The 25,783-nt window shown below is 66.1% G+C and carries 22 protein-coding genes; 9 read left to right on the top strand and 13 right to left on the bottom strand.

Annotation, left to right across the window (positions count from 1 at the left end; all coding sequences use genetic code 11):
• Nucleotides 1–6 precede the first annotated feature (6 nt).
• Complete coding sequence (locus AB0L70_RS34780; protein WP_363691057.1) at nucleotides 7–2,799, top strand: hypothetical protein; 2,793 nt, start codon at nucleotides 7–9, stop codon at nucleotides 2,797–2,799.
• Nucleotides 2,800–2,950: 151 nt separating this feature from the next.
• Here AB0L70_RS34780 and AB0L70_RS34775 read toward each other — a convergent pair whose 3' ends face one another.
• The 5 genes from AB0L70_RS34775 to AB0L70_RS34755 all read right to left on the bottom strand — a co-directional run bounded on the left by AB0L70_RS34775 (nucleotide 2,951) and on the right by AB0L70_RS34755 (nucleotide 10,467).
• The gene (locus AB0L70_RS34775; RefSeq protein ID WP_363691056.1) at nucleotides 2,951–4,387 is read right to left on the bottom strand and encodes an alpha-L-fucosidase; all 1,437 of its coding nucleotides are present in this window, start codon (nucleotides 4,385–4,387) and stop codon (nucleotides 2,951–2,953) included.
• Between the two features lie 63 nt (nucleotides 4,388–4,450).
• Nucleotides 4,451–6,091: an ABC transporter substrate-binding protein gene (locus AB0L70_RS34770; RefSeq protein ID WP_363691055.1), complete on the bottom strand. Its 1,641-nt coding sequence runs from the start codon at nucleotides 6,089–6,091 to the stop codon at nucleotides 4,451–4,453.
• A gap of 78 nt (nucleotides 6,092–6,169) precedes the next feature.
• Entirely contained in the window at nucleotides 6,170–7,120 is a 951-nt protein-coding gene (locus AB0L70_RS34765) for a carbohydrate ABC transporter permease (protein WP_363691054.1), read from the bottom strand.
• Nucleotides 7,117–8,106, bottom strand: coding sequence for an ABC transporter permease subunit (locus AB0L70_RS34760; RefSeq protein ID WP_363691053.1), 990 nt, complete (start codon nucleotides 8,104–8,106; stop codon nucleotides 7,117–7,119). The genes AB0L70_RS34765 and AB0L70_RS34760 overlap by 4 nt, the downstream gene beginning before the upstream one ends.
• Before the next feature lie 24 nt (nucleotides 8,107–8,130).
• Nucleotides 8,131–10,467 carry a glycoside hydrolase family 95 protein gene (locus AB0L70_RS34755; RefSeq protein WP_363691052.1) on the bottom strand — a complete coding sequence of 779 codons (2,337 nt, stop codon included), beginning with the start codon at nucleotides 10,465–10,467 and terminating at the stop codon, nucleotides 8,131–8,133.
• Nucleotides 10,468–10,598: 131 nt separating this feature from the next.
• Between AB0L70_RS34755 and AB0L70_RS34750 the strand changes: the two genes are divergently transcribed.
• From AB0L70_RS34750 to AB0L70_RS34740, 3 genes are read left to right on the top strand one after another with little or no spacing between them, the layout of a single operon-like run.
• Nucleotides 10,599–11,918: an L-fuconate dehydratase gene (locus tag AB0L70_RS34750; RefSeq protein WP_363691051.1), complete on the top strand. Its 1,320-nt coding sequence runs from the start codon at nucleotides 10,599–10,601 to the stop codon at nucleotides 11,916–11,918.
• A complete protein-coding gene (locus tag AB0L70_RS34745; protein WP_363691050.1) occupies nucleotides 11,915–12,610 on the top strand; it encodes a FadR/GntR family transcriptional regulator in 696 nt (231 codons plus the stop codon). Before AB0L70_RS34750 ends, AB0L70_RS34745 begins: the two co-directional genes overlap by 4 nt.
• A 16-nt stretch (nucleotides 12,611–12,626) precedes the next feature.
• Nucleotides 12,627–14,645, top strand: a complete 2,019-nt coding sequence (locus AB0L70_RS34740) for an alpha-galactosidase (protein WP_363691049.1) — start codon at nucleotides 12,627–12,629, stop codon at nucleotides 14,643–14,645.
• Nucleotides 14,646–14,816: 171 nt separating this feature from the next.
• Here the strand turns inward: AB0L70_RS34740 and AB0L70_RS34735 are convergent, their stop codons facing one another.
• Nucleotides 14,817–14,963, bottom strand: a complete 147-nt coding sequence (locus AB0L70_RS34735) for a hypothetical protein (RefSeq protein WP_363691048.1) — start codon at nucleotides 14,961–14,963, stop codon at nucleotides 14,817–14,819.
• 254 nt (nucleotides 14,964–15,217) lie between these two features.
• Here AB0L70_RS34735 and AB0L70_RS34730 point away from each other — a divergent pair, with 254 nt between their 5' ends.
• From AB0L70_RS34730 to AB0L70_RS34720, 3 genes are read left to right on the top strand one after another with little or no spacing between them, the layout of a single operon-like run.
• Nucleotides 15,218–15,499: a twin-arginine translocation signal domain-containing protein gene (locus tag AB0L70_RS34730; protein ID WP_363691047.1), complete on the top strand. Its 282-nt coding sequence runs from the start codon at nucleotides 15,218–15,220 to the stop codon at nucleotides 15,497–15,499.
• A 17-nt stretch (nucleotides 15,500–15,516) separates the two neighbouring features.
• Complete coding sequence (locus tag AB0L70_RS34725) at nucleotides 15,517–16,896, top strand: DUF4331 domain-containing protein (RefSeq protein WP_363691046.1); 1,380 nt, start codon at nucleotides 15,517–15,519, stop codon at nucleotides 16,894–16,896.
• On the top strand, nucleotides 16,893–17,285 hold the full coding sequence (locus tag AB0L70_RS34720; RefSeq protein WP_363691045.1) for a hypothetical protein: 393 nt from the start codon (nucleotides 16,893–16,895) through the stop codon (nucleotides 17,283–17,285). Before AB0L70_RS34725 ends, AB0L70_RS34720 begins: the two co-directional genes overlap by 4 nt.
• Before the next feature lie 41 nt (nucleotides 17,286–17,326).
• Here AB0L70_RS34720 and AB0L70_RS34715 read toward each other — a convergent pair whose 3' ends face one another.
• The 3 genes from AB0L70_RS34715 to AB0L70_RS34705 all read right to left on the bottom strand — a co-directional run bounded on the left by AB0L70_RS34715 (nucleotide 17,327) and on the right by AB0L70_RS34705 (nucleotide 20,322).
• Nucleotides 17,327–18,175, bottom strand: a complete 849-nt coding sequence (locus AB0L70_RS34715; RefSeq protein ID WP_363691044.1) for a GTP-binding protein LepA — start codon at nucleotides 18,173–18,175, stop codon at nucleotides 17,327–17,329.
• The gene (locus AB0L70_RS34710) at nucleotides 18,175–19,941 is read right to left on the bottom strand and encodes a cytochrome c biogenesis protein CcdA (RefSeq protein WP_363691043.1); all 1,767 of its coding nucleotides are present in this window, start codon (nucleotides 19,939–19,941) and stop codon (nucleotides 18,175–18,177) included. The genes AB0L70_RS34715 and AB0L70_RS34710 overlap by 1 nt, the downstream gene beginning before the upstream one ends.
• A gap of 81 nt (nucleotides 19,942–20,022) precedes the next feature.
• Nucleotides 20,023–20,322 carry an antibiotic biosynthesis monooxygenase family protein gene (locus tag AB0L70_RS34705; RefSeq protein WP_363691042.1) on the bottom strand — a complete coding sequence of 100 codons (300 nt, stop codon included), beginning with the start codon at nucleotides 20,320–20,322 and terminating at the stop codon, nucleotides 20,023–20,025.
• 132 nt (nucleotides 20,323–20,454) lie between these two features.
• Between AB0L70_RS34705 and AB0L70_RS34700 the strand changes: the two genes are divergently transcribed.
• Complete coding sequence (locus AB0L70_RS34700) at nucleotides 20,455–21,309, top strand: hypothetical protein (protein WP_363691041.1); 855 nt, start codon at nucleotides 20,455–20,457, stop codon at nucleotides 21,307–21,309.
• Here AB0L70_RS34700 and AB0L70_RS34695 read toward each other — a convergent pair.
• The 3 genes from AB0L70_RS34695 to AB0L70_RS34685 are packed head-to-tail and all read right to left on the bottom strand — an operon-like array spanning nucleotide 21,298 to nucleotide 23,805.
• Nucleotides 21,298–22,446, bottom strand: coding sequence for a Gfo/Idh/MocA family oxidoreductase (locus tag AB0L70_RS34695; protein ID WP_363691040.1), 1,149 nt, complete (start codon nucleotides 22,444–22,446; stop codon nucleotides 21,298–21,300). The genes AB0L70_RS34700 and AB0L70_RS34695 overlap by 12 nt on opposite strands.
• 57 nt (nucleotides 22,447–22,503) lie before the next feature.
• Nucleotides 22,504–23,310, bottom strand: a complete 807-nt coding sequence (locus AB0L70_RS34690; RefSeq protein ID WP_363691039.1) for an aldo/keto reductase — start codon at nucleotides 23,308–23,310, stop codon at nucleotides 22,504–22,506.
• A 30-nt stretch (nucleotides 23,311–23,340) separates the two neighbouring features.
• Nucleotides 23,341–23,805 (bottom strand): MarR family transcriptional regulator, encoded by a 465-nt coding sequence (locus AB0L70_RS34685; RefSeq protein ID WP_363691038.1) that lies wholly within the window; start codon nucleotides 23,803–23,805, stop codon nucleotides 23,341–23,343.
• 111 nt (nucleotides 23,806–23,916) lie between these two features.
• On the opposite strand from AB0L70_RS34685, the gene AB0L70_RS34680 reads away from it, so the two are divergent.
• Entirely contained in the window at nucleotides 23,917–24,261 is a 345-nt protein-coding gene (locus tag AB0L70_RS34680) for a cupin domain-containing protein (RefSeq protein ID WP_363691037.1), read from the top strand.
• Here AB0L70_RS34680 and AB0L70_RS34675 read toward each other — a convergent pair.
• On the bottom strand, nucleotides 24,192–25,760 hold the full coding sequence (locus AB0L70_RS34675; protein WP_363691036.1) for an alpha/beta fold hydrolase: 1,569 nt from the start codon (nucleotides 25,758–25,760) through the stop codon (nucleotides 24,192–24,194). The two genes, AB0L70_RS34680 and AB0L70_RS34675, sit on opposite strands and share 70 nt — an antisense overlap.
• Between the last annotated feature and the right edge of the window lie 23 nt (nucleotides 25,761–25,783).

Raw genomic sequence — 25,783 nt, 5'->3', positions numbered from 1 at the left:
ATACGTATGTTGCCAGCCGTTGCCGCAAACATCATACGTATGCTAAGTCTGTGGTTCTGGTCGTCCGTCGTTCCCGGTACAGAGGAGTGGGACATGGCAGCAGCGAACCCGTTTTCATCGGATGGCATCTCGAGGCGGCGATTCGTCGGCGGCGCCGTCGGCGTGGGGCTGTCGGCAGCATCGGCCGGGCCGTTGTCCGCCGTGACAGCGCAAGCGGACCCGGCCCTACCGGCGACAACGAAGGGACATGCTCGGGTAAGGCCCGTCTTCGACCCTGACTACAGCAAGCTGATCGGCCGGTCAGATCTCCGGTACACGGGAAGGATCACGACCGGAACGCAAGGGATGTCGGTAGCCAACGGACGCTTCGGCGGGCCGGTCTGGCAGAGCAACAGCACGACCCTCGTGATGCAGCTGAACCACACCGACATGTTCATGTTCAACGATGCGTCCGCGGCGTCGAAGGACCACCAGAATTCGGGCGGCGGCGCCGTCGGGCGCATCCATGTCGGGTTCGGATCGGACACCGTCTTCGACAGTACGACGAAGCAGCATCTCTCGCTGTACGACGGCAAACTGAGCGTCAACGGCACCGGAGTCGACATCGACGTCATCGCCGCTATGGACTCGGATGCCATCGCGATCAAAGTAGCCGACAATCGCGCCACGCCTCAGCCGATCACCGTCGACCTGGCCATGCTGCGCACCGCGAACCAGATCTGGGGAGCGCATACGGCGATGTCCACCCTCACCACGGTCGCCGGTAAAGGGCGTCCCGGGTCCCGGAACGAAACCGTGGTGCTGGAGCAGGTCATCCAGGAGAAGTGCGACACCGGCCTGGCGGTCAACGACTTCCATGTCAACACCGCCGTTGCGGCGACCGTGCAAGGCAGAGAGATCTCGGAGGTCACCAGCAACGCGATCGGCGGCCGGACCACGCTCAGACTGAATCTGCCCGCGCGAAAAGGCTCCTTCACCGTCATCATCGGCGGGGACTCCATCATGCGTACGGCAGGGCGGTCGGCAAAGGCCACCGCCGTTGCGAACGCCACGAAATCTCCTGACTACGCCCGCATCTACGCCAAGACGCAGGCGTGGTGGAGCGACTTCTGGCAGCGGTCGTACGTGTACTTCCCTTCGCAGTTCAACTTCGAACAGCGGCGCAACTACTACATGTATCTGGCCGCCATATCGAACCGAGGCTCCTATCCCTCGAAGTACAACGGCGGCATCTGGATCGGCGAGGAGGACCGGCGCGACTGGGGCAGCTTCTACTGGAACTGGAACCAGGACTGCTTGTATCAGCCACTGATGGCTGCCAACCACCTGGACCTGATGGAGCCGTTGTTCACGATGCGGCAGGCCGGCTACGCACAGTACGAGACTGCAGCCCGGCAGATGTGGGGCAGCGAGGGCATCTTCATCGGCGAGACGAACGGCGTCCTGGGCTGGGAAACGCTGCCGGACGGCATCGCCGAAGCCATGCAGCAGTACTACACATTCAAGACCGGAACACGGACGCAGGACTTTACCGACTTCACCATGCGGAGAAACAGATTCCTCCCGCCATGGAACTGGAACGTGTTCGGCACCAGCAACAACCAGGCCAGCTACGTCACGCACACCATGATGGCCACCCAGGAGACCGCCGAGCACTACTGGAGCGTCTACTGCTACACGAAGGACATCCACTGGCTGCGGAAGGTCGCCTATCCCTTCATCAAGGGCGCTGCCGAGCTCTACCGGTCGTACGACGGTCTACGGAAAGAGGACGACGGGAAGTACCACTTCTACAACACGAACCTGCACGAGCATATCTGGGCCGGCAAAGATGTCATCGACGACCTGTCGATGGCCAGAGGCATCTTCGCCACGGTGGTCAAGGCCTCGGAGTTGCTGGGTGTCGACAAAGCGAAACGTCCGGCCTGGAAAGAGATCCGCGACAATCTCGCGGACTATCCGTTGCGCACCGATCCGGGCGCGCTGTGGGCAGCGAGCACAAATCCCGCCCTCGCTACACAGCTCGCGACCGACGAGCCCGCGTGGGCACAGGGCTTGCAGCCGGCCTACTTCATCAGGGACCTGCATGGAACGGAAAGCCCGATCTTCAAGATGCTCGAGAAGTTCGACGTACTGAATCTGGAAACGAGAGACCAGGGTCTCGACGGCGGTGACTGGGAGATCGCGCTCAACACCTACCTCCATTCGCCTGGCTACCTGAACCAGGTGAAAGGTCAGGTCGTCGACAGAAACGGTTCCAGCCGCTTCCATGTGGACGCCGCCAAGCTCGGGCGAGCGGATGACATGGAGAAGATTCTCACCACGCAGTACGGCGTGTTCAGCACGTACGGCGAGTTCCCGAACCTGCTGTTCAACCAACTGGACTACTACTCGGCCGAGGGCTACGGCACGTTTGCGGCAGCACTACAGGAAGCGGTTCATCAGAGCCTCAGTCCGACCCCCGCCGGGGACCCGGTGATCCGTGTGTTCCCGGCGTGGCCCGCTTCCTGGGACGCCAGGTACAAGCTGCTTGCCAAGGACGGTTTCCTGGTCTCCTCCTCGATGAAGTCAGGCGACGTCCAGTACATCGAGATCGAATCGCAGCTTGGTGAGGTGGCCCGTGTGAGGAACCCGTGGGAGGCCGATGTGGTGCTGTACCGCAACGGCCGCAAGGCAGAAACACTGGTCTCGGCAAAGAACGGCTTGCTGAAGTTCAAGACCGACAAGGGCGAGAACGTCGTCCTGGTGCGGCCGGGTACAACGCCCGACCTCTACAGGACATCCGAACTGAACCGGTGATCTCCGGTCCACCGGAACAGAACGGCCAGTGTCCGAGGATGTGTCAACGCCGAGGCTGCGAAGACAGCGGGCGTTCAGCAACCATCGGTCTCTGGCCGGCCCCTCCGACAGCGCTGTCCGGCCGCCTGAGGCGCGGATCGTGCGGAGCACGTCAGCGGGTGCGGAGGTCCAGGGCCAGGCAGTTGGCGGTGTCGAGTGGAGGGGTTTCGGGAAGGCGTGCCACCAGGATTCCTTCGGCCTGCTCGAAGGGGATCGGGCCGTGGCCGAGCAGCCGGACGCCGGTCACTGTCTCGTGGTCCGCGAGGCTGCGGATCACCGCGCGTCCGTCGTCGGGCCAGGCGAGCTGGAACGCGTAGACGGTGTCGTCCCGGCGGGTGAAGCGGTAGTCGGAACTGGTCCAGCTGACCCGGTCTTCGGTGAAACCCTTGATCACAACGGTCGAAGGGCCCTCGCCGAACACCCGGAACGGCCTCGTGCCGTAGATGCCTTCCCCGCAGACCTTCGTCCAGGCGCCGAGGTCGTCGAGGAGTTGCGAGCATTCGAGGTCGATCGTGCCATCGGGCTGTTGCGGCACGTTGAGCAGGAGGTTCCCGTTCTTCGACACGATGTCGACGAGCAGCTCGATCACGTGGCCGGCGGTCTTGTAGACATCGCGGACGTTGTAGAACCAGTCGCCGACCGAGGTGTCGGTCTGCCAGGTCGACGGGTGGATACCGGGAGTCTGGCTGCGTTCGATGTCCATCACGCCGACCACACTCACCTCGGGCCGGCGATCCTTCTGCTGGTAGACCGCACGGTTGGTCCCGTGGATCCCCGCGCTGGTGTTGTAGAGATGTGCGACCGCGCGAAGCCCGGGCTCGTAGCCGATCTCGCCGAACGGCAACGGGCCGTCGGAGTACAGCAGATCCGGCTGGTACCGATCGATCATCTCGGTCACCGCCTCGAGCCAGTGCCGGTGCCACTCGGCATCGTCGCTGTACCAAGGGTCCTGGACCTCGACGTCGTCCGCGGGAAGGTACCGGCTGTTGTCGAGGTAGAAATCACGGTACGCCGGATCGGTTCCGTCGTACGGCACACCGGCGAATCGCCCGTGCTTGTCGCTGCCCTTGTTGACCGCTGTCCATCCGAGCGTCGCGCCGAGGTGCTCGGTGATGCCGAAGGGCAGTCCCCGTTCATCGGCGGCGGCCTTCCAGAGCGCAAGGATGTCCTTGCCCGGACCGACCTTCACCGAGTTCCAGGGGTGGATGGCCGACTCGTAGTTGAAGAAGTTGTCGTGGTGCACGGCCTGCGCCACGAAGTACCGGGCGCCGGCCGCGACGAAGCGATCCATCAGCTCGTGCGGATCGAACCGCTCCGCCTTCCACAGTTTGACGATGTCCTTGTACCCGAACTCCGACGGGTGGCCGTACGTCCGGAGGTGATAGCGGTACTGGTCGCTCCCCTCCCGATACATGTGGCGCGCGTACCAGTCGCCGTACCTCGGCACCGACTGTGGTCCCCAGTGCGACCAGATACCGAGTTTCGCGTCCCGGAACCAGTCCGGGCATTCGAACGTGGCCAGGGATTCGAAGGTTGCATCGAACGGCACTGATCGCTCCTCGTCGTGATCTGGGTGGACCGGCCGGCGTGGTCCGGCCGGTCCAGGGCGGACCTACTTGGTGGGTACCTTGTCGTAGGCCGTTTGTTGGATCTCCAGGTAGCGCTTCAGGCCGAGGCCGTCGAGACCCTTGATGTAGGAGTCCCAGTCGGTGTCGAGGTTCTTCGAGCCGGTGACGAACTGGAGTGCGTTCTGCTGCACGTAGCTGTCGATGTTGGTCTGCAGCGTGGCGACCTCGTTGGCCAGCGTCGGGTCGATCCACACCTTCCAGTACGGGTAGATCTTGGCCTTGTCCTCGTGACCGGCGTACAGCTTGGTCGCCTCGAACAGCCGGCGTTCATAGCCTGCCTGCGAGTACAGGTCGGTGCTGATCGCTTCGGAGTTCCGGAAGGTCGCGGTGTTGTTGTACTGCGCCAGCGCACCCCAGCCGGAGTTCGGTGGCTTGGCTCCGGCCTTCTGCGGGATCTGCTTGAAGATCGGCTTGAGCGACTTCTCGAGGGCGACGTCTCCGGCAGCCGGTTTGGTCCAGGTCTTGCCCTCGGTGCCGAACTGGCCGTTGATCTGGCCCTCGTCGGTGAAGATGTAGTCGAGCAGCTTGATCGCCTGGATCTGCTCCTCCTGCGTCGCCTTGCTGGTCAGCACGAAGGTCGCCCCGGGCGCGCTCGGGAAGTTGTAGCCGGTGAAGTTCGCACCCTCCGGTCCGGTCAGCGGCGGTACGGCGTCGTACTGCTTGTCCCGTCCGTCCGGCGAACCGGTCGTGACGAAGATGCCCGGGTGCAGCACGGTGGCCGAGCCCAGGACCACCGAGCCGGCGTGGTTACCCTGCTGCGAGAGCGCGTCGGGGTTCTGGGTGAAGGCGCCCTTGTCGATCAGGCCTTCCTTGTACAGCGAGTTCAGGTACTTCAGGCCTTCGCGCCAGCCGTCCTTGTTCGCCTGGATGTCGACCTTGCCGTCGTTGAGCACCAGGGTCGAGTTGTTGTTGCCACTGGTGCCCTGCGGGTCGTAGATGAACGCGTTCATGAAGTACGGGATCAGTACGTCGCGGACGTCGGCGCTGAGCGGGATCTCATCCGCCTTGCCGTTGCCGTTGGGGTCCTGGGTCTTGAAGGCCTGCAGGACCTTGCGCATGTCCTCGGTGGTCTTCGGCTGCTCCAGGCCGAGCTTCTTCAACCAGGCCGAGTTCATCCACAACTTGTCCTGGTACGAGCAGTGGAAGCAGTCCACCCACTGCGGCATCCCGTAGATCTTGCCGTCCGGCGCGGTCGCCATCTCCTTGTACCCCGGCGAGGCGTCCAGGGCCTTCTTGATGTTCGGCGCGTACTGGTCGATCAGCTGGTTCAGCGGTACGACGACACCTTGGGACGACAGCTTCAGCAGGTCGGCCTGGTTGAACTGGTCGACCCAGGGGATCAGCAGGTACAGGTCAGGGTAGTCACCGCTGGCCAGCGAGATCTGCCGCTTCTCCTTGGCCGGGCCACCGTCGAACGTCGTGTTCTGCCACTTGATGGTGAGGTTGAACTTCTCCTTCACCGCCTTCGTGAAGTCGTTCGTGGCCAGGTTCCAGTCGGCCGACTGCGGTGCGAAGACGTCGAGTGTGATCGCGGGATTGCCGGTAACGGTGGGCAGCGGCTTACTCTGCTCGTCGTCCGAGCTGCCACCGGAACAGGCCGCAAGCGCGAGTGCCAAAAGACTCATGCCGACGATCGCGGCACGCCTCTTCCTTCTGAACTGTACAGACATAGGTCCCTCACAGGGTCGAGGTGATGCGGAGGATCAGCCCTTGACGGCGCCGATCATGATTCCCTTGGTGAAGTAGCGCGCGACGAACGGATAGATGAGCAGTACCGGAACGCTGGCCACCACGATCAGCGAGTACTTGAGCAGATCGGCCAACTGCTGGCGCTGGATGACCACGGAGGCGTCGACTGCGCCACCGCCGGTCGTGTTGAGGATCAAGATGTTGCGCAGGACCAGCTGCAGCGGGAACAGATCCGGGTTCTTCAGATAGATCAGCGCGTCGAAGTACGAGTTCCACTGCATGATCGCGTACATCAACGCGACCACCGCGATCATCGGCTTGGCCAGCGGGATCACCACCGACCAGAGGAATCGCAGGTCGCCGCAACCGTCGAGCTCGGCGGCCTCGACGAGTTCTTCCGGGATCGCCGTACGGAAGTAGGTACGGGCGATGATGACCTGCCAGACCCCGATCGCCTGCGGGATGATCAACGCCCAACGGGTGTCGAGCAGGCCGGCCGACTGGACCACCAGGTACGTCGGGATCAGGCCGCCGGTGAACAGCATCGTGAACAGGATTGCCGTCATCACGACGTTCCGGCCGACCAGCGTCCGCCTCGACATCGGATAGGCGATCGCGATCGTCATCGTGACACTGACGATCGTCCCCACCACCGTGTAGAACAACGAGTTCAGGTACCCCTGGACGATCTGCGGGTTCTGGAACACCGCGTGGTACCCACGCAACGAGAAGTCCACCGGCCAGAACAGCACCCGGCCGGCCGACACCGCTTCGGGACTGCTGAACGAGCTCGCCACGATGTACAGCAGGGGCAGCAGCACGACCGCGAAGAACACCGCCAGCAGCAGGTACACGCAGAACAGGAAGATCCGGTCGGTGCGCGGCTCACGGATCCGGCGGGCCCGGGCCGCACGGCGCTCGACCCTCTTGTTCGGCGCCGTTCTCGTTTCAGTCTGAACGCTCATGACCACAGTCCGTTCCCGGTGATCCGCTTGGCGATCGTGTTGACCATCAGCAACAGCACCAGGTTGATCACCGAGTTGAACAACCCGACCGCCGTCGCGCCGCTGAAGTCCGCATTCAGCAGACCCGTCTTGTAGACGTACGTCGCGATGATCTCCGACTGGCTCAGGTTCAGCGGGTTCTGGAACAGGAACGCCTTCTCGAACCCGATCGCCATGATGTTGCCGACAGCAAGCACCAGGATGATCACCGCGGTCGGCATGATCCCGGGCAGATCCACGTGCCTGATCCGCTGCAGCCGGCTCGCGCCGTCGATCCGGGCCGACTCGTGCAGCGCCGGGTCGATGCCGGACAGCGCGGCCAGGTAGATCACCGCCGAGTACCCGGTGGTCTGCCAGACGTCGGACCAGACGTAGATGTGCCGGAAGTAGTCGGGATTGCCGAGGAAGTCGACCGCGGGAACGCCGAAGAATCCCAGGCCCTCGTTGACGATGCCCAGTCGCGGCGACAACACCAGGATCGTCATCGAGACGACCACGACGGTGGAGATGAAGTACGGCGCGTACGTCACCAGCTGGACGGTCTTCTTGAACAGGCCGTTGCGGATCTCGTTGAGCGCCAGCGCGAGGACGATCGCGATCGGGAAGCTGGCCGCCACGGTGTAGACCGACAGCACGAAGGTGTTCTTCACCAGGGTCCAGAACACCGGGTTGTGGAAGAACAACTCGAAGTTCTGCCAGCCCACCCACGGACTTCCCCAGATGCCCTTGATGACGTTGAAGCTCTTGAACGCCAGCACCGCGTTCGACATCGGGATGTACTTGAACACCACGAACCAGATCAGCGGCACGACCATCAGCAGGTAGAGCGTCCAGTGCCGCTGCAGGCTGCGGCGCAGACCGGTGACGGTGGTGCGTTCGCGACGACGCCGTCGCGGCCGGGTCGGCGTCTCGCCCGCCGGCGGCGGAATGCTTGTCAGGACTGCCATCAGGGTCTCCTCCTCCCGGCCCGATCAGCTCAGGCTGAGATGGTGGGCTGTGTGGGCGCTCAACTGGACTGCGATCCGTTCACCGCCGTACCGCACGATGCGTTCCTGGTCCCGGTCCGCGGTCAGCACCAGGTCGACACCGCCGGCGCTCCAGGCGATGTCGGCCGTGACGCCTCCGCGCACCCGGAGGCCGGTGACGCGACCGGCCGGCCAGTCGTCCGGACGGGCCGGCAGGATCTCGATCTCGCCGGTGTGGCTCTGCAGGAGCATCTCCGCGATCCCTGCGGTCGCGCCGAAGTTGCCGTCGATCTGGTACGGCGGATGCGCACACAGCAGGTTCGGGTACACACCCGCGCCGCTGCCGACGTAGTCCGTGCTCGTGTCGTTCGCCGGGGACAGGAACGCGTAGACCAACCGATGCGCGCCGGCCGCGTCACGCAGCCGGGCCCGCTGGTTGATCTTCCAGGCGAGCGACCATCCGGTGGCGCGGTCGCCGCGCAGGTCGAGCGTGCGAGCCGCTGCGGCCGCCAGGGCCGGAGTCCGGTCCGGCGTGATCGCGTCGCCGGGGTGCAGGCCGATCAGGTGCGAGGTGTGCCGGTGATGCGGGTCCTCCTCCGGCAGGTCCGCGGCCCACTCCTGTAGTTGCCCGCGGCTACCGATCGACGGATCCGGTATCCGCTTGCGGGCGAGTGCGAACCGCTCGACCAATGGATCGTTCAACCCGAGGACTTCGGCCGACTGTGCACAGCGGTCGAAGAGGTCCGCGATCAGTGCGAGATCCATCGTCGCGGACACGGTCACCGACGACGGCTGCCCGTCGTCGTCCAGGTAGGTGTTCTCCGGTGAGGTCGACGGCGACGTACCCAGACTGCCGTCCGGCAGCTCGACCAGCCAGTCCAGGCAGAACTCCGCGGCATCCCGCAAGGTCGGCCACACCCGTTGCAGGAAGTCCGCGTCACCGGTGAAGGCGTAGTGATCCCACAAGTGCCGGACCAGCCACGTGCCGGCCATCGGCCAGTTGGACCACCGCGGGTCGCCGTCGACCGGCAGCGTCCAGCACCACGCATCCGCGTTGTGATGCGCTGCCCAACCACTGCAGCCGTACCGCTCCTGCGCCGTACGGCGGCCTGCTGCGGCGAGGTGCTCGAGGTAATCGAGCAGTGGCTCGTGGCATTGGGACAAGTTGGTGGTCTCAGCCGGCCAGTAGTTCATCTCGGTGTTGATGTTCACCGTGTAGTTGCTGCTCCACGGCGGCCGGAGAATGTCGTTCCAGATCCCCTGCAGATTCGTCGGCAGCCCGCCGGGACGCGAACTCGCGATCATCAGATAGCGGCCGTAGTTGTAGATGAGCGCGGCCAACGCCGGATCGTCCTGATCAACCGCCTGCAGCAACCGTTCGTCGGTCGGCAGATCCGCCGCACCGGTACCGGCGAGCTCGAGGGACGAGCGGCGGAACAGCTCCTGATGGTCGTGCTGGTGCTCGGCCGCAAGATCGTCGTACTCGCGGTCCACAACCGCCTGGATCCGTGCGTCGGCCTGGTCGAAGCACTCTGCCGCCGACCGGGTCGGCGCAACCGAAGGACCGTCGTACCCGGTCGCGGTCCCGAGGAGCAGCAGAACCTCGGTCGCTCCGCTGACGGTGATGCTCGACTCGCCGAGCTGCACGTCACCGTCGCTTCGCGCCCGCAGTGCGATCGCCGCCGCCATGCCGCGGTCCGGACCGTCGGAGTACCTGATCGGCTCCGGCACATCGCGATGCGGCGGCGCGACATCCGCCGGCGCCTGCAACAGCAGCCCGGCCTCGCGCGGCTCCGAACGCAACTGAGACGTCAACCGCGCGATGACACTAAGAGCACCAGACGCGGTCAGACGAACAACCAATACGCCGGCCGGTGCGCTCACGAACACCTCTTGCCGGACAGACACTCCACCGATCTCGTACTCCGCCAGCGCTGTCGCGGTGTCGAGATCGAGTTGCCGGCGATACTGCGCCACGTCCGCGGTCTCCGGTGCGAAGCCGTCCACCGCGATGTCGAGGAACAGGTCCCCGAGCGGCAGGTAGGCCTGCGAGTACCCGGACTGGAAGCCACGGGCGAGCTCGTGCGCGCGGCCGAGGTCGCCACTCGCGAGCGCCGTACGCACCGCTTGCACTGCCTCGGCACCGACGGCTCCGAGCGGTTCCGACAGCAGCTCAGCTGTTGCCGGACTGCCCGACCACAGCGTCTCGTCGTTCAGTCCGATCCGGTCCGTGCCGACGCCGCCGAAGCACATCGCGCCGATCCGGCCGTTGCCGAGCGGCAAGGCCTCCAGCCAGGTGCCGGCCGGACGGTCGTAGACCAGCCGCAGCCCCAGGTCGCTCATACAGTAATCTCCCAGAAACTGAGGTATTGATCCTATGAATTCCACGGATCGTAGCGCCGGTGCGGAGTTAGGTCCATACTCAGATCCAGCAATCTGAAAAAAGATCCCATCTATTGATCTCAGGGGGTTCCATGCCTCGGATCACGTCCGTCCAGGCGGTCGACGTCCGCTTCCCGACTTCACTGACCCAGGACGGCTCGGACGCGATGAACGCCGACGGCGACTACTCGGCGGCGTACGTCGTTCTGCACACCGACGACCCCGAGCTGCGCGGTCACGGGTTCACGTTCACGATCGGACGCGGCAACGACCTGTGCGTCGCCGCGGCGGTGCAGCGGGCCGAGCCGTTGGTGGGACGTGACGTCGACGAGCTGTGCGCCGACCTCGGCGCGATCTACCGCGAACTGCAGTCCGACAGCCAGTTGCGCTGGCTCGGTCCGGACAAGGGCGTGATCCATCTGGCCCTGGCCGCGGTGATGAACGCCGTCTGGGACCTGGCCGCGCGCCGGGCCGGCCTGCCGCTGTGGCGACTGCTGTGCGAGATGTCGCCGGAGCAACTCGTCGCGGCCGCGGATCTGCGTTACCTGTCCGACGTGTTCAGCGCCGACGAGGCGATCGCGTTTCTGCGCGAGCGAGAAGATGGCCGCAAGCAACGGATCGAGGAACTGACGGCGACCGGCTATCCCTGCTACACCACGTCGGCGGGCTGGCTCGGGTACTCGGATTCCAAGCTGCGCAGGCTGTCCGAGGAAGCGGTTGCCTCCGGCTACAAACATGTGAAGCTCAAGGTCGGCGCCAACCTCGACGACGACATCAGGCGCTGCGGTATCGCCCGCGAAGCGCTCGGGCCGGACGGGAATCTGATGATCGACGCCAACCAGGTCTGGGACGTGCCGCAGGCGATCGAGTGGGTGCGCGCGCTCGCGGAGTTCGACCCGCTGTGGATCGAGGAGCCGACCAGCCCCGACGACATCCTCGGCCACGCGGCGATCCGGAAGGCGGTCGCACCGATCGGCGTCGCGACCGGCGAGCACGGGATGAACCGGGTCCTGTTCAAGCAGCTGTTCCAGGCCGACGCGATCGACTACTGCCAACTCGACGCGGCTCGATTGGGCAGCGTGAACGAGGTTCTGGCGGTGTACCTGCTGGCCGCGTGGTTCGGCGTACCGGTCTGCCCGCATGCCGGCGGGGTCGGGTTGTGCGAACTCGTCCAGCACTTGTCGATCTTCGATTACGTCGCCGTGTCGGCATCCCTCGAGGGCCGGGTCACGGAGTACGTCGAACACCTGCATGAGCACTTCGTCGACCCGTGTGTGGTCAGCGGCGGAGCGTACGTGCTGCCGACGGCGGCCGGTTACAGTGCGGAGATGCACAGCGAATCGGTGGCGGCGTACACCTTCCCGACCGGGACCTACTGGGCGTCCCGGTCCCGGCCGGACGTGGTTGCATGAGTTCACGCACCGAGATCGTGGTCGAGGGCATCCGGAAGCTGATCGTCGACGGGAAGCTCCGGCCCGGCGATCGGCTGCCGGTGGAGAAGGTGCTGGCCGAGACCCTCGGTGTGTCGCGAAACCCTTTACGCGAAGGCGTCCGGGCGCTGTCGGCGATGGGCGTACTGGAGACCCGGCAGGGTGACGGCACCTACGTCACCTCCCTCGACTCGTCGTTGCTGCTGGCCCCGATGGGGTTCGTCGCCGACCTGCACGACCACACCGGCGCGCATCATCTGCACGCCGTCCGGCGCATGCTCGAGACCGAGGCGGCCGCACTGGCGGCGCGGATGATCGAGCCGGAGCAGCTGACCGCGGCCGAGGAACGGCTACAGCGGATCGAGGCCGAACTCGGTAAGGACGAGCCCGACCACGAGGTGGTGATCGACAATGACCTCGCCTTCCACCTGACCATCGCCCAGGCCTCCGGCAACCCGGTCCTGGCCGCACTGATCGAGGCGCTCGGCGGGCGGACCACCCGCGACCGGCTGTGGCGCTCGATCAGCGAGCAGGACGCCGACCAGGCAACCCACGCCGAGCACCGCTCGATCCTGGCCGCCCTCGCGGCCCACGACTCCGAACGAGCCCGGGCCCGGATGGCGGCCCACCTTTTCGGGGTCGAGGACTACCTGCAGCACCGCCCCACCTCCTGAGCCCCGAGGATTTTCGATGACCTTCCGCTGGACTGCGCGCGACCTCGTTCTGACCTTCTCCATCGATGCAGGAGCGGTCCGTCTCGACTCTCTCCACCTGAGCTCCTCGGACCGCTCCCTGATCGCTCCGGCCGATCAACCTCTCGTCGAGGTATCGGCGCTCGGCTACGGGAACTCGCCCGCCACCCCGCGCCATGCCGGCACCGACCTCGGCAAGCGCCTGCGGTACGTCGATCACGTCATCGGCGACGACACCCTCCGCATCACCCAGGAGGACGAGCAGACCGGCCTGCGCATCACCAGCTACTTCGAGGCCACCGCGGGAGTACGTACGTGGACCGAGGCCTCGATGACCGGGACGGGCGAGCTCGAACTCGACTTCCTCTCCTCACTCGCCATCGGGCTCGGCTCGGTCGAACTCGACCTCCTCTCCGCGGACACCACCTGGATGGCCGAGAACCGCTGGTACACCCGGTCGCTCCGGGACCACGGGCTGCCCGAGATCCAGCGGGATCGGCATCATCCGGTCTCCAGGAGCCGGCTTGCGGTCACCAGTACCGGTTCATGGTCCAGTGGCGAGTACCTGCCGACCGCCGTACTGCTCGGGGCCGAGGCCGCGCTCGGCTGGCAGATCGAGCACAACGGGCCATGGCACTACGAGCTCGGCGAGAACCGGACCGGTGGCTACCTGCTTCTCAGCGGCCCGACCAGCGAAGAGCACCAGTGGACCGAGACGATCTCCGCCGAGCGGTCCTTCACGACCGTGCCCGTGTCCCTGGTCGTCGGGACCAGCAGGGACGACGTCTTCGCAGCCCTCACGAGCCAGCGTCGCTCGCTCCGCCCGCAGCGCGACGTCGAGAACCGGCTGCCCGTCATCTTCAACGACTACATGAACACGTTGATGGGCGACCCGACGACGGAGAAGCTCCTCCCCCTGATCGACGCGGCCGCGGCCGCCGGCGTGGACTACTTCTGCATCGACGCCGGCTGGTACGCCGAGGGCACTTGGTGGAACACCGTCGGCGCCTGGCAGCCGTCGACCACCCGATTCCCGACCGGACTCCGCACCGTGACCGATCGGATTCACGAGCTCGGCATGGTCCCGGGCCTGTGGCTGGAACCGGAGGTGGTCGGTGTCGAGTCTCCGCTCGCCCAGGAACTGCCTGACGACGCCTTCCTGACCAGACGCGGAATCCGCGTCACCGGACAGGGCCGGTACCTGCTCGACCTCCGCAACGAGGCCGCCCGGAAGCATCTCGACGCAACGGTCGATCGGCTCATCGGCGACTTCGGTATCGGCTTCTTCAAACTCGACAACAACACGATGACCGGCCCTGGCACGGACAAGGGTGGTACGTCGCTCGGACAGGGGCTCCTGGAGCACAACCGGGCACTGCTCTCCTGGCTGGACGCCGTACAGGATCGTCATCCGGACCTGCTGCTCGAGAACTGCGGCTCCGGTGCGATGCGCAGCGACTACGCGATGTTGTCCCGGCTGCACCTGCAGTCGACGTCGGACCAGCAGGATCCCCTCCTGTACGCACCCATCGCGGCCGCCGCGCCCGCGTCGATCCTGCCCGAACAGGCCGGGAACTGGGCCTACCCCCGTACGGGTACGTCGCGCGAGGAGTTCGTCTTCAGCCTGGTGAACGGCATCCTCGGCCGCATGTATCTGTCCGGCCACCTGAACCAGATGACCGCGGACGAGGTCGAGCTGGTGCGCTCTGCGGTGTCGGCACACCGGGGCATCCTCGACGACCTGACGACAGCGACACCGTTCTGGCCGATCGGGCTTCCGCGCTGGACCGACGACTGGATCGCGCTCGGCCTGGCGACCCCGACCAGCAGCTACCTCACTCTCTGGCACCGATCCGCGGGCCCGGCCGAACTGACCCTCCCCCTCGATCAGGCCACCGTCGAGCCCGTCTACCCGGACGCTCTCGACGGCTGGACCTTCACCCGGAGCGCTGAAGGCGCACTGACCGTGACTGTCGACGTACCCGAGCCGTCCGCCCGGGTCGTCAGACTGACGTAGTGCCCCGCGTCGGAGGTTGCGTTAGCGATAGCGGTGTCCAGGTGCGTGCATCGCGGTGGCGGAGGGGCGGCCTCGATGCTTTTCCATCGTGGCCGTTCCTCCGCTGCCGCGAGGTGCGTGCCTGGGCGCCGGTAGCGCAACGCAACCTCCGACGCGGGGCACTAGGACCTCTCACCGCTTGTCCGGCACCCTGAACAACGGGGTCCGCCGGCCGAACCAGGCGTCCAAGGCGGCATCGTCGCCGGTCACGCCGAAAGGCGCCGGCCGGCGCTCGACCATCCGCAGCAACGCCAGCAACCGCTGACAACGTTCACACATGCCGGACTCCCTCCCCAATGGTTGTATCGGGCAACAAGCCCAGAACGTTTCACCAACTCTTTGTCGAACTCGGCGTGACCGGCTCCTGACCGGGCCGGTCCCGCTGCCCGCCTATCCGGGCCGCGCGGGGCTCCGAAGGGTTGGCGGTGGGGGTTGTGATCGAGATCACAACAGGTGCGACTTGGTCGCATGTTCGGCCCGCTGGGACCGGTCAGCCGGCCGGTCCGGTCGACTTCTGTTGTCAGGAGAAGAGCATGAGTGACGCAACACGCCGGGGTTTCCTGGTGTTCGCGGGCGCGGGTACCGCGGCCGCGGTCGGCGCGGTGGCCGCGCCGAAGCTGTTCGGCGAGCAGGACGCCGGCAGCGCAGACAGTACGACGCAGCTCCAGGCGGCCGACCTGGCCGGGGCGGAGTCGTTCGTCGTCCACGTCAAGGACGTGCGCACGGGGCAGCTGGCGATTCTCGTCGGCGAGCGTGAAGTCCTCGTCACCGACCGCGAACTCGCCGCGCGCCTCGCCGGCGCCACGACCGCCTGAGCAGGGGGAAGACCCAGATGTCCTCGCACCGCGAAGCACCCGAGATCTCCAAGGACCCGGTCGCCGACAACACGGACGTATACGCGTTCGTGAGCCCGGACAAGCCGGACACGGTCACGATCATCGCCAACTTCATCCCGTTCCAGAACCCGTACGGCGGCCCGAACTTCTACGAGTTCGGCGACGACGTGCTGTACCAGATCCACATTTCCAACGGCGGCACCGGCCAGGCCGACATCAGCTACCAGTTCCGCTTCCACGCCGAGATCCGGAACAAGAAGACGTTCCTCTACAACACCGGCCCGATCGCCTCGATCAAGGACCCGAACTGGAACCGGCCGCAGTTCTACTCGGTGGCCCGGGTCGAGCGCGGGCGCTCCCGCATCCTGGCCCGGAACCTGGCGGCTCCCCCGGTCAATGTCGGAGTCCGCAGTACGCCGAACTACACCAAGCTGGCCCGGCAGGCGATCCACTCCATCGGCACCAACCGGAAGGTGTTCGCCGGTCAGCGGGCGGACGCGTTCTTCGCCGACCTGGGCAGCATCTTCGATCTCGGCACGCTGCGCCCGTTCCAGATGGCGCACCTGATCCCCTCCGCCGCGGCGATGGGAGTCAACGGCCTGCAGGGTTCGAACGTGCACACGATCGCACTCCAGGTCCCGATCACGGACCTCACGCGCGACGGGCGCCGGCCCACCAACGTGCTCGACGCGAAGTCCGTGATCGGCGTCTACGCGTCCGCGAGCCGGCAGCAGTCCCGGATGCTCGACGACGTACTCGGCATCCCGGTGTGGCACGGCCCGTTCAAGCAGGTCTCACGGCTCGGGAACCCGCTGTTCAACGAGGTCATCGTGCCGATGGCGGAGAAGGACAAGTGGAACAGCCTGCCGCCGTCGCAGGACAAGCGGTTCGCGGGGTACGTGACCAAGCCTGAGCTCGGTGGGCTGCTTCCGGTGCTCTATCCGGGGGTGTTCCCGAATCTGGCGGCGTACAAGAAGCCCCGGGCCGATCTGGCGGCGATCTTGCTGACCGGCATCCCGAAGGGCGTCGTGCCTGGGTTCCAGAACTACACCGGGCCGGTGCAGGCGGACATGCTGCGGCTGAACGTCGCCGTACCGCCGGCGAAGTCGCCGAATCCGCTCGGCCTGGTGGCTGGGGATGCGGCCGGGTTCCCGAACGGGCGCCGGGTCATCGACGACGTCGTCACGGTCGAACTGCGGGCTGTTGCGGGGCTCACGATCCCGTTGGTCGACCCGTCGTACACGCCCGATGGCGCGGCCTCGGCCATCAAGGACGGTACGTCGAACACGAACTCGCCGTTGCTCGACTGGTTCCCGTACCTCGGTACGCCGGCCGGCGGCTACCAGTCGCAGCCCGGGACACCGGCGGCATCATGAGTGGCAACAGTGCGGTCGAGAATCCGCATGCGGGTAAGGGTTCGTCCGTGCCCCTCGACATCGGCGGCGAGATCGGTGCCCTGCTGATCGAGATGCCGGCCGATCTCGAGGACCACGAGGTCGAGCTCCGCCCGGCGGGCTCGCCAGCCGTCGTCGACCACGGGCATGATCATGATCACGGGCATGGGCACGGGCATGGTCACGGGCATGGGTTGCCGCACGTTGCCGTCGTACCGCGGTCGGCTGCGGACGGGACGATCCTGCACTCGGCGCTCTTCTACGAAGTGGCTCAAGGCAACTACGAGCTGTACGTCCGTCCCGACGGACCCGTGCAGCTCACCGTCCAGGTCCACGGCGGCCAGGTCACCGAAGCAACCTGGCCCTGCTGAACCCCTAGCGGCGTGCTGGAGCGACCTGCTCCAGCACGCCGTCAGCGCGTTCTGGCGAGGTCGGCAGCGTGACGAAGTGCATCGACCACGTACGCCGGAACCTTCAGCCCCTCGCGCTGGGCCCAGAGCAGCTCACCCTCGACGCGACCGATCTGCTCGGCGTACCGATCCAACCCGTCGTCGATGATTCCCAGGCGCTCCATCACCACGCCGAAATCCCCGCGCTGTGTCTCGTCGTACGCACCGACCGGCTCGAACGAGAACCGGCGAATCGTCCTGGCCAGCCATTTCTGCCACCCGGCCAGCTCGTCCCACAGCCCCTGCGCGGCGATCTTGTAGTACGCGAAGTGACCGGGTTCCTGCCGGCGGATCGGAGCGATGATGGTCGACGCGACCGCCCGCTCACCGAGCTCCATCAGTCCGCGGTAGAGCTTGTTGTACGCCAGGATCGCGGACTGCTCGGTCGCCACCCCGGTGAGGTAGTAGAGCATCCGGCTGATGTCCTGCACCGCTCCGGATCGCCCGAGCGCCCCAAGCAGCCGCAGCCGGAAGTCGATCCTGGTCAGGTTGGGAGTTGCCGCCGGCAACCCGGCCGACGACTGCAGCTTGTCCAGGATCAGCCCGTGATGTACCTCCTGCGGAAGCCAGACATCCGCGTAGAAGTGCCGGTCAACGGGCGGCGGATCGGGGAGCAGGAGGTTCAGCTCGAGCACATTCCGCTCGACCTCCAGCTCGACCCGGGACATGTACGTCAGCACCGGACCGAAACGCTCGGCCAGGACTGCGGGCCGCACCATCGTGTAGTCGGCACTGTCCAACGGGATCGGCGGGTGCTCCGCACCCAACCGATCCACGTGATCCCACAACCGGGATCCCACCGGAGCAGCCATCACCCGAAGCTGAACGTGAAGGCGGAGATCCCCGGGCTGTACGTGAGCGTCATCGTCTTGCGCTCGGCCGCGGATCTGTCGACCAGCTGATAGGCGTTCGGCGTACCGTTGACCGTGATGGTCTTGTCCGGCTCGCCGGGGATCGAGACGGTGACGGTGCCCTGGCCGGACAGCACGTGGTAGACCTTCGAGGCGTTGAAGTTCAACCGTGCTTGGGATCCCTGGGTCGAGGTCACGTTCTGAGTGCCGACGTTCCACGTGCCGCCGAGACTGTAGGTGTCGTCGGGCTGGGACGAGTTGAGGCCGAAGGCAACGTTCTTGTTCGGCGTGAGCTTGCCGGTCCCGTTCAGGTTCGTGGAGCGCGAGTACGCCAGGTAGGTCTCCGGCGTACGACCTGCGACTCCGACATCTGCCTTGACGGATCCGTCCACGGCAGCGGGTAGTTGGACCGACGGGTTCGCGTCCTTGAGCAGCTGGCGGATCTGGTCCTCGGTCTGCGCGTAGTTGCCTTCGCCGAAGTTGATCGCCCGTACGGTGCCCTTGGCATCGATCAGGTACTTCGCCGGCCAGTACTGGTTGCGGTAGGCCGTCCACGTCGCCAGGTTGTTGTCCTGACCGACCGGGTAGCCGATGCGTTCGTTCCGTACGGCGGACTGAAGGTTCGCGGCCGACTTCTCGAACGCGAATTCGGGCGAGTGGATGCCGACGATGTCCAGCCCGAGGGACCGGTAGGCCTTGTCCCACGCGAGCAGGTGCGGAGTCGCGCGCTGGCAGTTGATGCAGGAGTACGCCCAGAAGTCGACCAGGACGACCTTGCCCTTCGAGGCCGCGATACTCGCCGGCTGCCCGCCAGGCGTGTTGAACCACTTCTGCGTACCGGTGAACTCCGGCGCCGCACCACAGGACGCCAGCTCAGCGGCACCCGGAGTGCAGTTGGCCAGCTCGGTGCTCGCACCACCGATCGCCGGGGCGAGAGCGCCCTGGACGGTCTTGTTCTCGGCGACCTTCTTCTCCAGGCCGCTGGTGTAACTGGGCAGCGACCGCTGGATGACGTCGGTGATGTTGAACGCGAGCGCGATCGCCAGCAGGATCATGACGACGCCGCCACCGATCCGGAAGCCCCGGGCGTGGTCGCGATAGGCCTTCACCCGTTGCGAGATGCGCGAACCGGCCGAGGCGAAGATGAGCAGCGGAAGCGCCGCCCCGATCGCGAACGACACCGTGAGTACGACGGTCCGCCAGCCGATGTTGCCGGTGGCACCGGCAACGGTGATCGCCGCCAGCACCGGACCCGCGCACGGCACGTAGAGCGTGCCCAGCCCGAGACCGAGGACGAAGGCGCCGTTGTTGTTCCGATTGATCTTCGGCAGCCGGTAGAACGGCTTCTCGATCCAGTGACCCAGCGCCGGGAAGATCAGCCCGAGGCCGACCAGCGTCAGGACGGTCAGACCGCCCCAGCGCAGGAAGTCGTCCGGGAGTCCGAGCGCGGACAGGATGACCGAGCCGGTCAGCGTGAACAGGCTGAAGCTCACGACGATCCCGCCGATGATCTTCAGCGGACGAAAGTCCCGGGCCGGTTTGGCGGGCTCGACCTCGGCGACCAGGACGTCGCCCTCCGACCGCCCCGCAACCTTCGCGGCGGCGGCAGGTGCGGTGGTCTTACCGGCGGTGCCGGCGAAGAAGATGATCGGCAGCATCGGCAGAACACACGGAGACACTCCGGTGATCAGCCCACCCACCAATCCGATGAAGGCCAACGTGAGCATCAAGGCACCCCGACTCTGGACGGAACAACACAACGGCTGTCATTCGTCGCCACTCTCCGCCCAGATGGGTGCCTCGACGGCCTAGCCCTGCTCGGGAACGTCGAACGTGTCGATGGTCCGGCTGTCCAGCCGCGGCACGATCACTCCCAGCAGCAACTCCTTGAAATGCGCAGTCTCCCGATGCTCAGCAAACGCCTCCCGAGACACATACCGCTCGAGCAGCACATAAGACCGCGGCTCATCAAACTGCCGATACGCCACAAACCCAAGACAACCAGGCTCATCCCGAGCAGCATCGATCAACTTCGCCAGCGCCGCGAGTACCTCGTCCTCCTTCCCAGCAGTCATCGTGTGACGTGCGATCACTTGCAGCTCGGTCATCGTTCGCTCCTTGGGTCGGCAGCCAGTATCGCAACGTCCGCGCGCCGGATCCGGCCTCGTCTCATCTGTCGCGCCACACCTCCTGACACGACTCGCGTTGCCGTTGGGTGGTTGGCGGCGCATCGTAGATAGATGGAGCTGGATCGCGCGGTGGTTGAGCTGTACGGGCTGGAGCCCGAGCGGTTCATCGCTGCACGGAATCGGCTCGTGGAGGTGTTGCGCGGTCAGGGCGACGAGCGGAGTGCGGCCGCGGTCCTGGGGCTGCGGAAGCCTACGGTTGCGGCTTGGTTGGCGAATCAGCTCGTCCGGGCTGATCCCGAGGGGATTCAGACGCTGACGGAGTTGGGTGAGCAGTTGCGTGAGTCGTACCTGTCGGCCGACAGTGCGCGGCGGCGGGAGCTGACGCGACAACGGCACGACCTGGTCGACAACCTGGTGATGATCGCGAGAAGCCAAGCCACCAGTGGCCGTCGGGTCAGTGCGCAGACCGTGGACCGGCTGGCCGAGACGCTCGACGCCGCCCTGGTCGACCCCGGCGCCATCCAGCTCCTGCGGACCGGTCAACTGACCAGCGCCCTTCGCCACGTCGGGTTCGGCGTAGTGGATGAGAACGGTGACCCGGCCAAACTCGCGCCCGTCCAGCCTCGCGTCGTACGACGTACTCAACCGAGGCACAAGGTCACACCGTCTAGGGACAACGCCCAGCAGAAGCGAGCCGGCCAGGCCGAGGACGACTACACCGAAGCCGAGGCCCAGCGAACGACGGCCGAGCAACTGCTCGACGCCCACGAACACCGTGTCGAGGATCTTGAAGCCGATCTCGCCCGGCTCAACGAGCAGGTCGAAGAGACCCGGCAGACCCTGCGCACTGCACGGAAGCAGACCCCGCGTCTGCAACAAGCCCTCAACCGAGCCACCCGCCATGCCGCAGCCACGAAGAAGCGCCGAGACCTCGAGCTCCAGCGACTGACCGCCCTAGACGTCTGACGCCCAAGGCTCCTGGCTAGTGGTCACCGGCTGACCGGTCTCCGACGACTCCTTGATGGCCATGCCGATGAGATGGTCCTGGCAAGCATCGGCCAGCGGGTAAGGCGGTGGTCCGTCGTCCTGGATCCACGTCCCCATCCGGTCCAGCAAAGTCGCGACAGCGATGTCGTCGTCGCCGAGACGGGCACCCTCATACGGGTTCCGGAACACAACCCGGCCGTCGAGCGTCAGGTGGGTGAGATCGAGGCCCTCGTAGTTCATTCCGATGCCCGTGCTCGCGCGTTCGATGCGTGACACCGCAGGCGTGATGGGGTCGAGCATCCGGACGACCTGCTCGTCGTGGATCTCGCCCTCGGATCCACGCACTGTCAGGTGATCGGGGCGCAGCGGATTCCACCACTGGTTGTCGGTGAAGTCGTAAATCCCCATGCCTGCTTCGCCGAAGTCGATGGTCGACAAGATCGTCTCGGCCGGTTTGGCCTCGGTGTCGTGCGTCCACCCGGTCGGGGTGATCGGGTCCACCAGCTTGCTCTGGAACGTCTGCGACAGCACGGTCGCGGGCTCGAACGTGACGCCGAGGAACAGCCTGATCATCGACACGACGTGGTACAGATGCGTCGAACTGACGTGGACCGAGCTCGGCCGCCCGATCAGTCCCGCGCGGACGACCTCAAGCCGGGCCGCATGCAACGGCATCAGAGCGTATTGCTCGGCCACCTGCACGAGCCCGCTCTCCCCGACGTCCTGCCACAGCGACCGCAGCCCTTCCAGATCCGGCGCCGGCGGCGTCTCGGCCAGCGTCGGAATGCCGGCCGACACCAACTGCCGGGTCAGCTCCGGCGTCACAGGCCAAGGCACACTCAGGACGACGAAGTCCGGTCGCTCAGCGACCAGCAAGTCATCGAGCGTCCGGTACGTCGATACGCCCCAATCCCGCTCGAGCTCCGCCCCTGCCTCGGCCCGCCGCGTCACCACGCCGACCACCTCGAACCGCTCCGGCATCAGGTACGCCATCCGCAGGAACACCGACGCACGCCAGCCGTTGCCGACAATCGCGTAGCGGGTCGTCTTCGGAATCCCTCCCGGCTGCTTCGACGTGACGGCGGCAGGGACAGTGGCCCGGCTGATCGAATCCACTACGAGGCTCCTCGGGGCTCGGAATCACCGGCGTCCAGGCGCCGGTGGCTTCCGACGTTATCCGGCCAGGTCCACCTCGTAGGCGGTCTGCAGCTCTTCGTCCCACGGCTCGGACTCGGCGGCCAGCGAGTCGAGCACGGTCTCGGGACGGGTTGCACCCGAGACGACGGACAACGCGGGAGACGATTCCAGCAAGGCGCGAAGCTGCAGCCGCTGCAGCGAAACCCCGCGCGTCGCGGCCAACGCTTCGAGCCGCGGCGCCGCAACCGAGGAACGCAGCGGGGAGTAAGCGAAGAACGCGACACCGTTGGCCTCGCACCACGCAAGCACATCCGCCGACTCACGCCCAATGGCGGTGTGCCGATTCTGGACGGCGTCAACCCTGGCAACCTCCGCTGCGCGGTCAAGCTCGGCCACGGTGACGTTCGACAGACCGACCCGTACCACCTTGCCCTCGTCGCGCAACGACGCCAGCGCAGCGACGCCCTCCTCCACCGGCTGCTCAGCCAGGTCAACTCGGTGCAGGTAGAACAGCTCGAGAGCCTCCCCACCCAGTACGCGCAGGCTCGACTCCACGTCGGACCGGATCCGCGCAGCGCTGATGTCCGCGTCCCAGGTCGTCTCGTCGATCCGGGAGTGACCACCCTTCGTCCCGACGATCACGCCCGTACCCTTGGCGGCTTCCGCGGCCAGCTCTTCGCCGTACAGCGGTGCTTCGACCTGGGCGTACGCACGGGCGGTGTCGAGGATCGTCGTACCCGCGGCGAGGCCGGCCCGGATCGTCGCGAGGTCGGTGGCCCGGTCCCGAGGCGTCAGCGCGAGCCCGGCCAGTCCGAGCGCGACCCGTCCGGCAAGTTCCGTCACTGCAGCTCCCATCGATGGTGTGGGAACCATCTAACGCAACCAGCCCGGGAGGTCGTGCAGCGGGACGGGTCCCGAGCTCTGCAGGACCTTGGCGAGATCGTCTTCGAGAGCGGTGACGCGGTCCCGGCCGAGGGTCCGGATCCAGTCGGCCCGGAGATCGTCGAAGATCCTGGCCGACCGCTGGAGCATGTCCCGGCCGTGAGGCGTCATGGCGACCTGGACGGCGCGCGCGTCCGCCGGATCCTGGTCCCGCGTCACATAGCCGAGGTCGGCCAGCTTCGCGACGGTCTTCGTCGCGGCCTGCTTCGAGACGCCGAGCCGGCGCCCGACCTCCGACACCGTCGCGCCGTCCAGCCCGATCGCCTGCAGGGTGAACCCGTACGTCGGACGCAGATCCGGGTGCCCTTCCCCGGCGAGCCGCCGGTGCAGCTCGTCGATCATCTGCCGGAAGGCGCCGGCCAGCAGCAGCGGCAACTCGAATCCATAGCGGTCCACCCTCCGCATCATGACCGACGGTCGATCAACTCGACAACCTGGTGTACTATTTTCGACAACCAAGTTGACGATTCAGCAGAGTTTCCTCAAGGGGGATCCGCCGTGTACCGCGTGACCGAAACACCCAACGCCGTGATGACCACCTACGCCTCACCCACCCAGGGCAGCGCCGGGCTGAGCCTGTGGCGGGTGGAGATGAAGGCCGAGGCGGCCGGACCGCTGCATGTCTTCGACTCCGAGCAGATCTGGACCGTGCTCGCGGGCAAGGCCACGATCCAGCTGGGTGACACCGAGCAGGCGATCGTGGAAGGCGAAACGATCGTCTTTCCTGCCGGTGTCACCCGCCGGGTCACCGCTACTGCGGCCTTCACCGCGTTGGTCGTGGGCTACGGCACCGCCACCGTCGCCGTCCCTGGTGAGAGCACGGACCGCGGCACTCCCGACTGGATCAGCTGAGGATCTGGCAACGGCGCGGGGGCGCAGGTGGTGTCGGCCCGGTTGCCCGGCTTACGTGGTGGCAGCGTGCCGCGGGCAAGGTACGACGCCACCTGGTTGTCGACACAGGCGATACCGGAGAGCGAGCTGGCATGCGTGGTGCCACCAGGCAGCGCGATCAGACTCGACTTCGGGTAGCGCGAGCGGACCTCCAGGCTGCCCTCGAACGGCGTCGGCGCATCGAGGGTCTGATCGATCAGCAGTACGCCGGGCACCTTGCGACCGTCGACCTGCACGGGCTTGTGCGCCGGCGCCGGCCAGTTGATGCAGGGCGCGTTGTACCAGGCGTTCGCCCAGGTCTCGTACGGCGCCTTCGCAAACGTGGCCCAGTTGTCGCGCTCCCACGTCGACCACTGCTGCGGCCATTGGACATCGGTGCACTGGACCGCGTTGTACACCGCGTAGAAGTTGTCGTTGCCGAGTCCATCGGCGGCCAGGAACTTCGCCTCCAGGTTCGCCACGTCGCCGCCGTGGATGTAGCCGGCGAAGGCCTGCCCCAGATCGACCCAGGTGAACTGGAAGTAGGCGGCGAGCAGGAAGATGTCCACCCACTCGTCCCCGCCGATCTTCCCGTCGGCCGGATGCAAGGTCAGCTGGGCCTCGGTGCGGTAGAAGAGTCTCTCCACCGCGGCCTCGGTCCGGCCCAACCGGAACACGTCGTCGTGGTCGGCCAGCCAGCCGAACCAGATCTTGATGTTCCGGTCGAACGCGACGTCCTGGTTCAGGTTCGCGCGGTACCAGACGTTGCGTGGATCCACGTTGCTGTCGAGGACCATTCGGCGTACGCGGTGCGGGAACAGGGTGCTGTAGACCTGGCCGAGGTAGGTGCCGTACGAGAAGCCGTAGTAGTTGAGCTGATCCACTCCGAGCGCGGTCCGGATCGCGTCCATGTCCTTGGCGCTGTCGACCGTGGTGATGTGCGAGAGGATCGGGCCGTTGGCCTTGCAGGCGTCGGCGTACCCCTTCGAGCGGGCGAGCCATTGCTTGCGTGTCGACGGCAGCACCGGAAGGTACGTCGGCCGGTTGAAGCTGAAGTAGTTCGGGTCGCAGGACAACGACGGCTGGGACTGACCCACGCCGCGCGGGTCGAATCCGATCCAGTCGTAGTACCCGCCGGAACCATCGGGGACCGCCTGCCCCAACGGCGAAAGGCCGACACCGGGCACGCCCGGTCCGCCGGCGTTGACGAGCATCACGCCCTGGGCCTGGGCATCCGGGACCGTGTGCTTGACCCGCGACAACGCGAGCTTGATCTTCGCGCCGTTCGGGTTGGCGTAGTCGAGTGGCACCGGCAACATCGCACATTCGGCGCCGGCGTCGCGAAGCCCGGCGTCCGCACAGGTCGTCCAGCTGATGCTCGATGCTGCTCGCAGTCCCGGTACCGCCTCGGCCGTCGGGCCGAGGGGTATCGCGACGAGCGCAGCAGCCGTCACCAGGCCCAGCATGCTGATCTTCCTCATCCGGACACCGCTCCTTCGTTGGC

It is taken from the genome of Kribbella sp. NPDC051952, assembly GCF_040680855.1.
GTDB lineage: Bacteria > Actinomycetota > Actinomycetes > Propionibacteriales > Kribbellaceae > Kribbella.
This window is presented reverse-complemented; position numbering and strand designations above follow the sequence as displayed.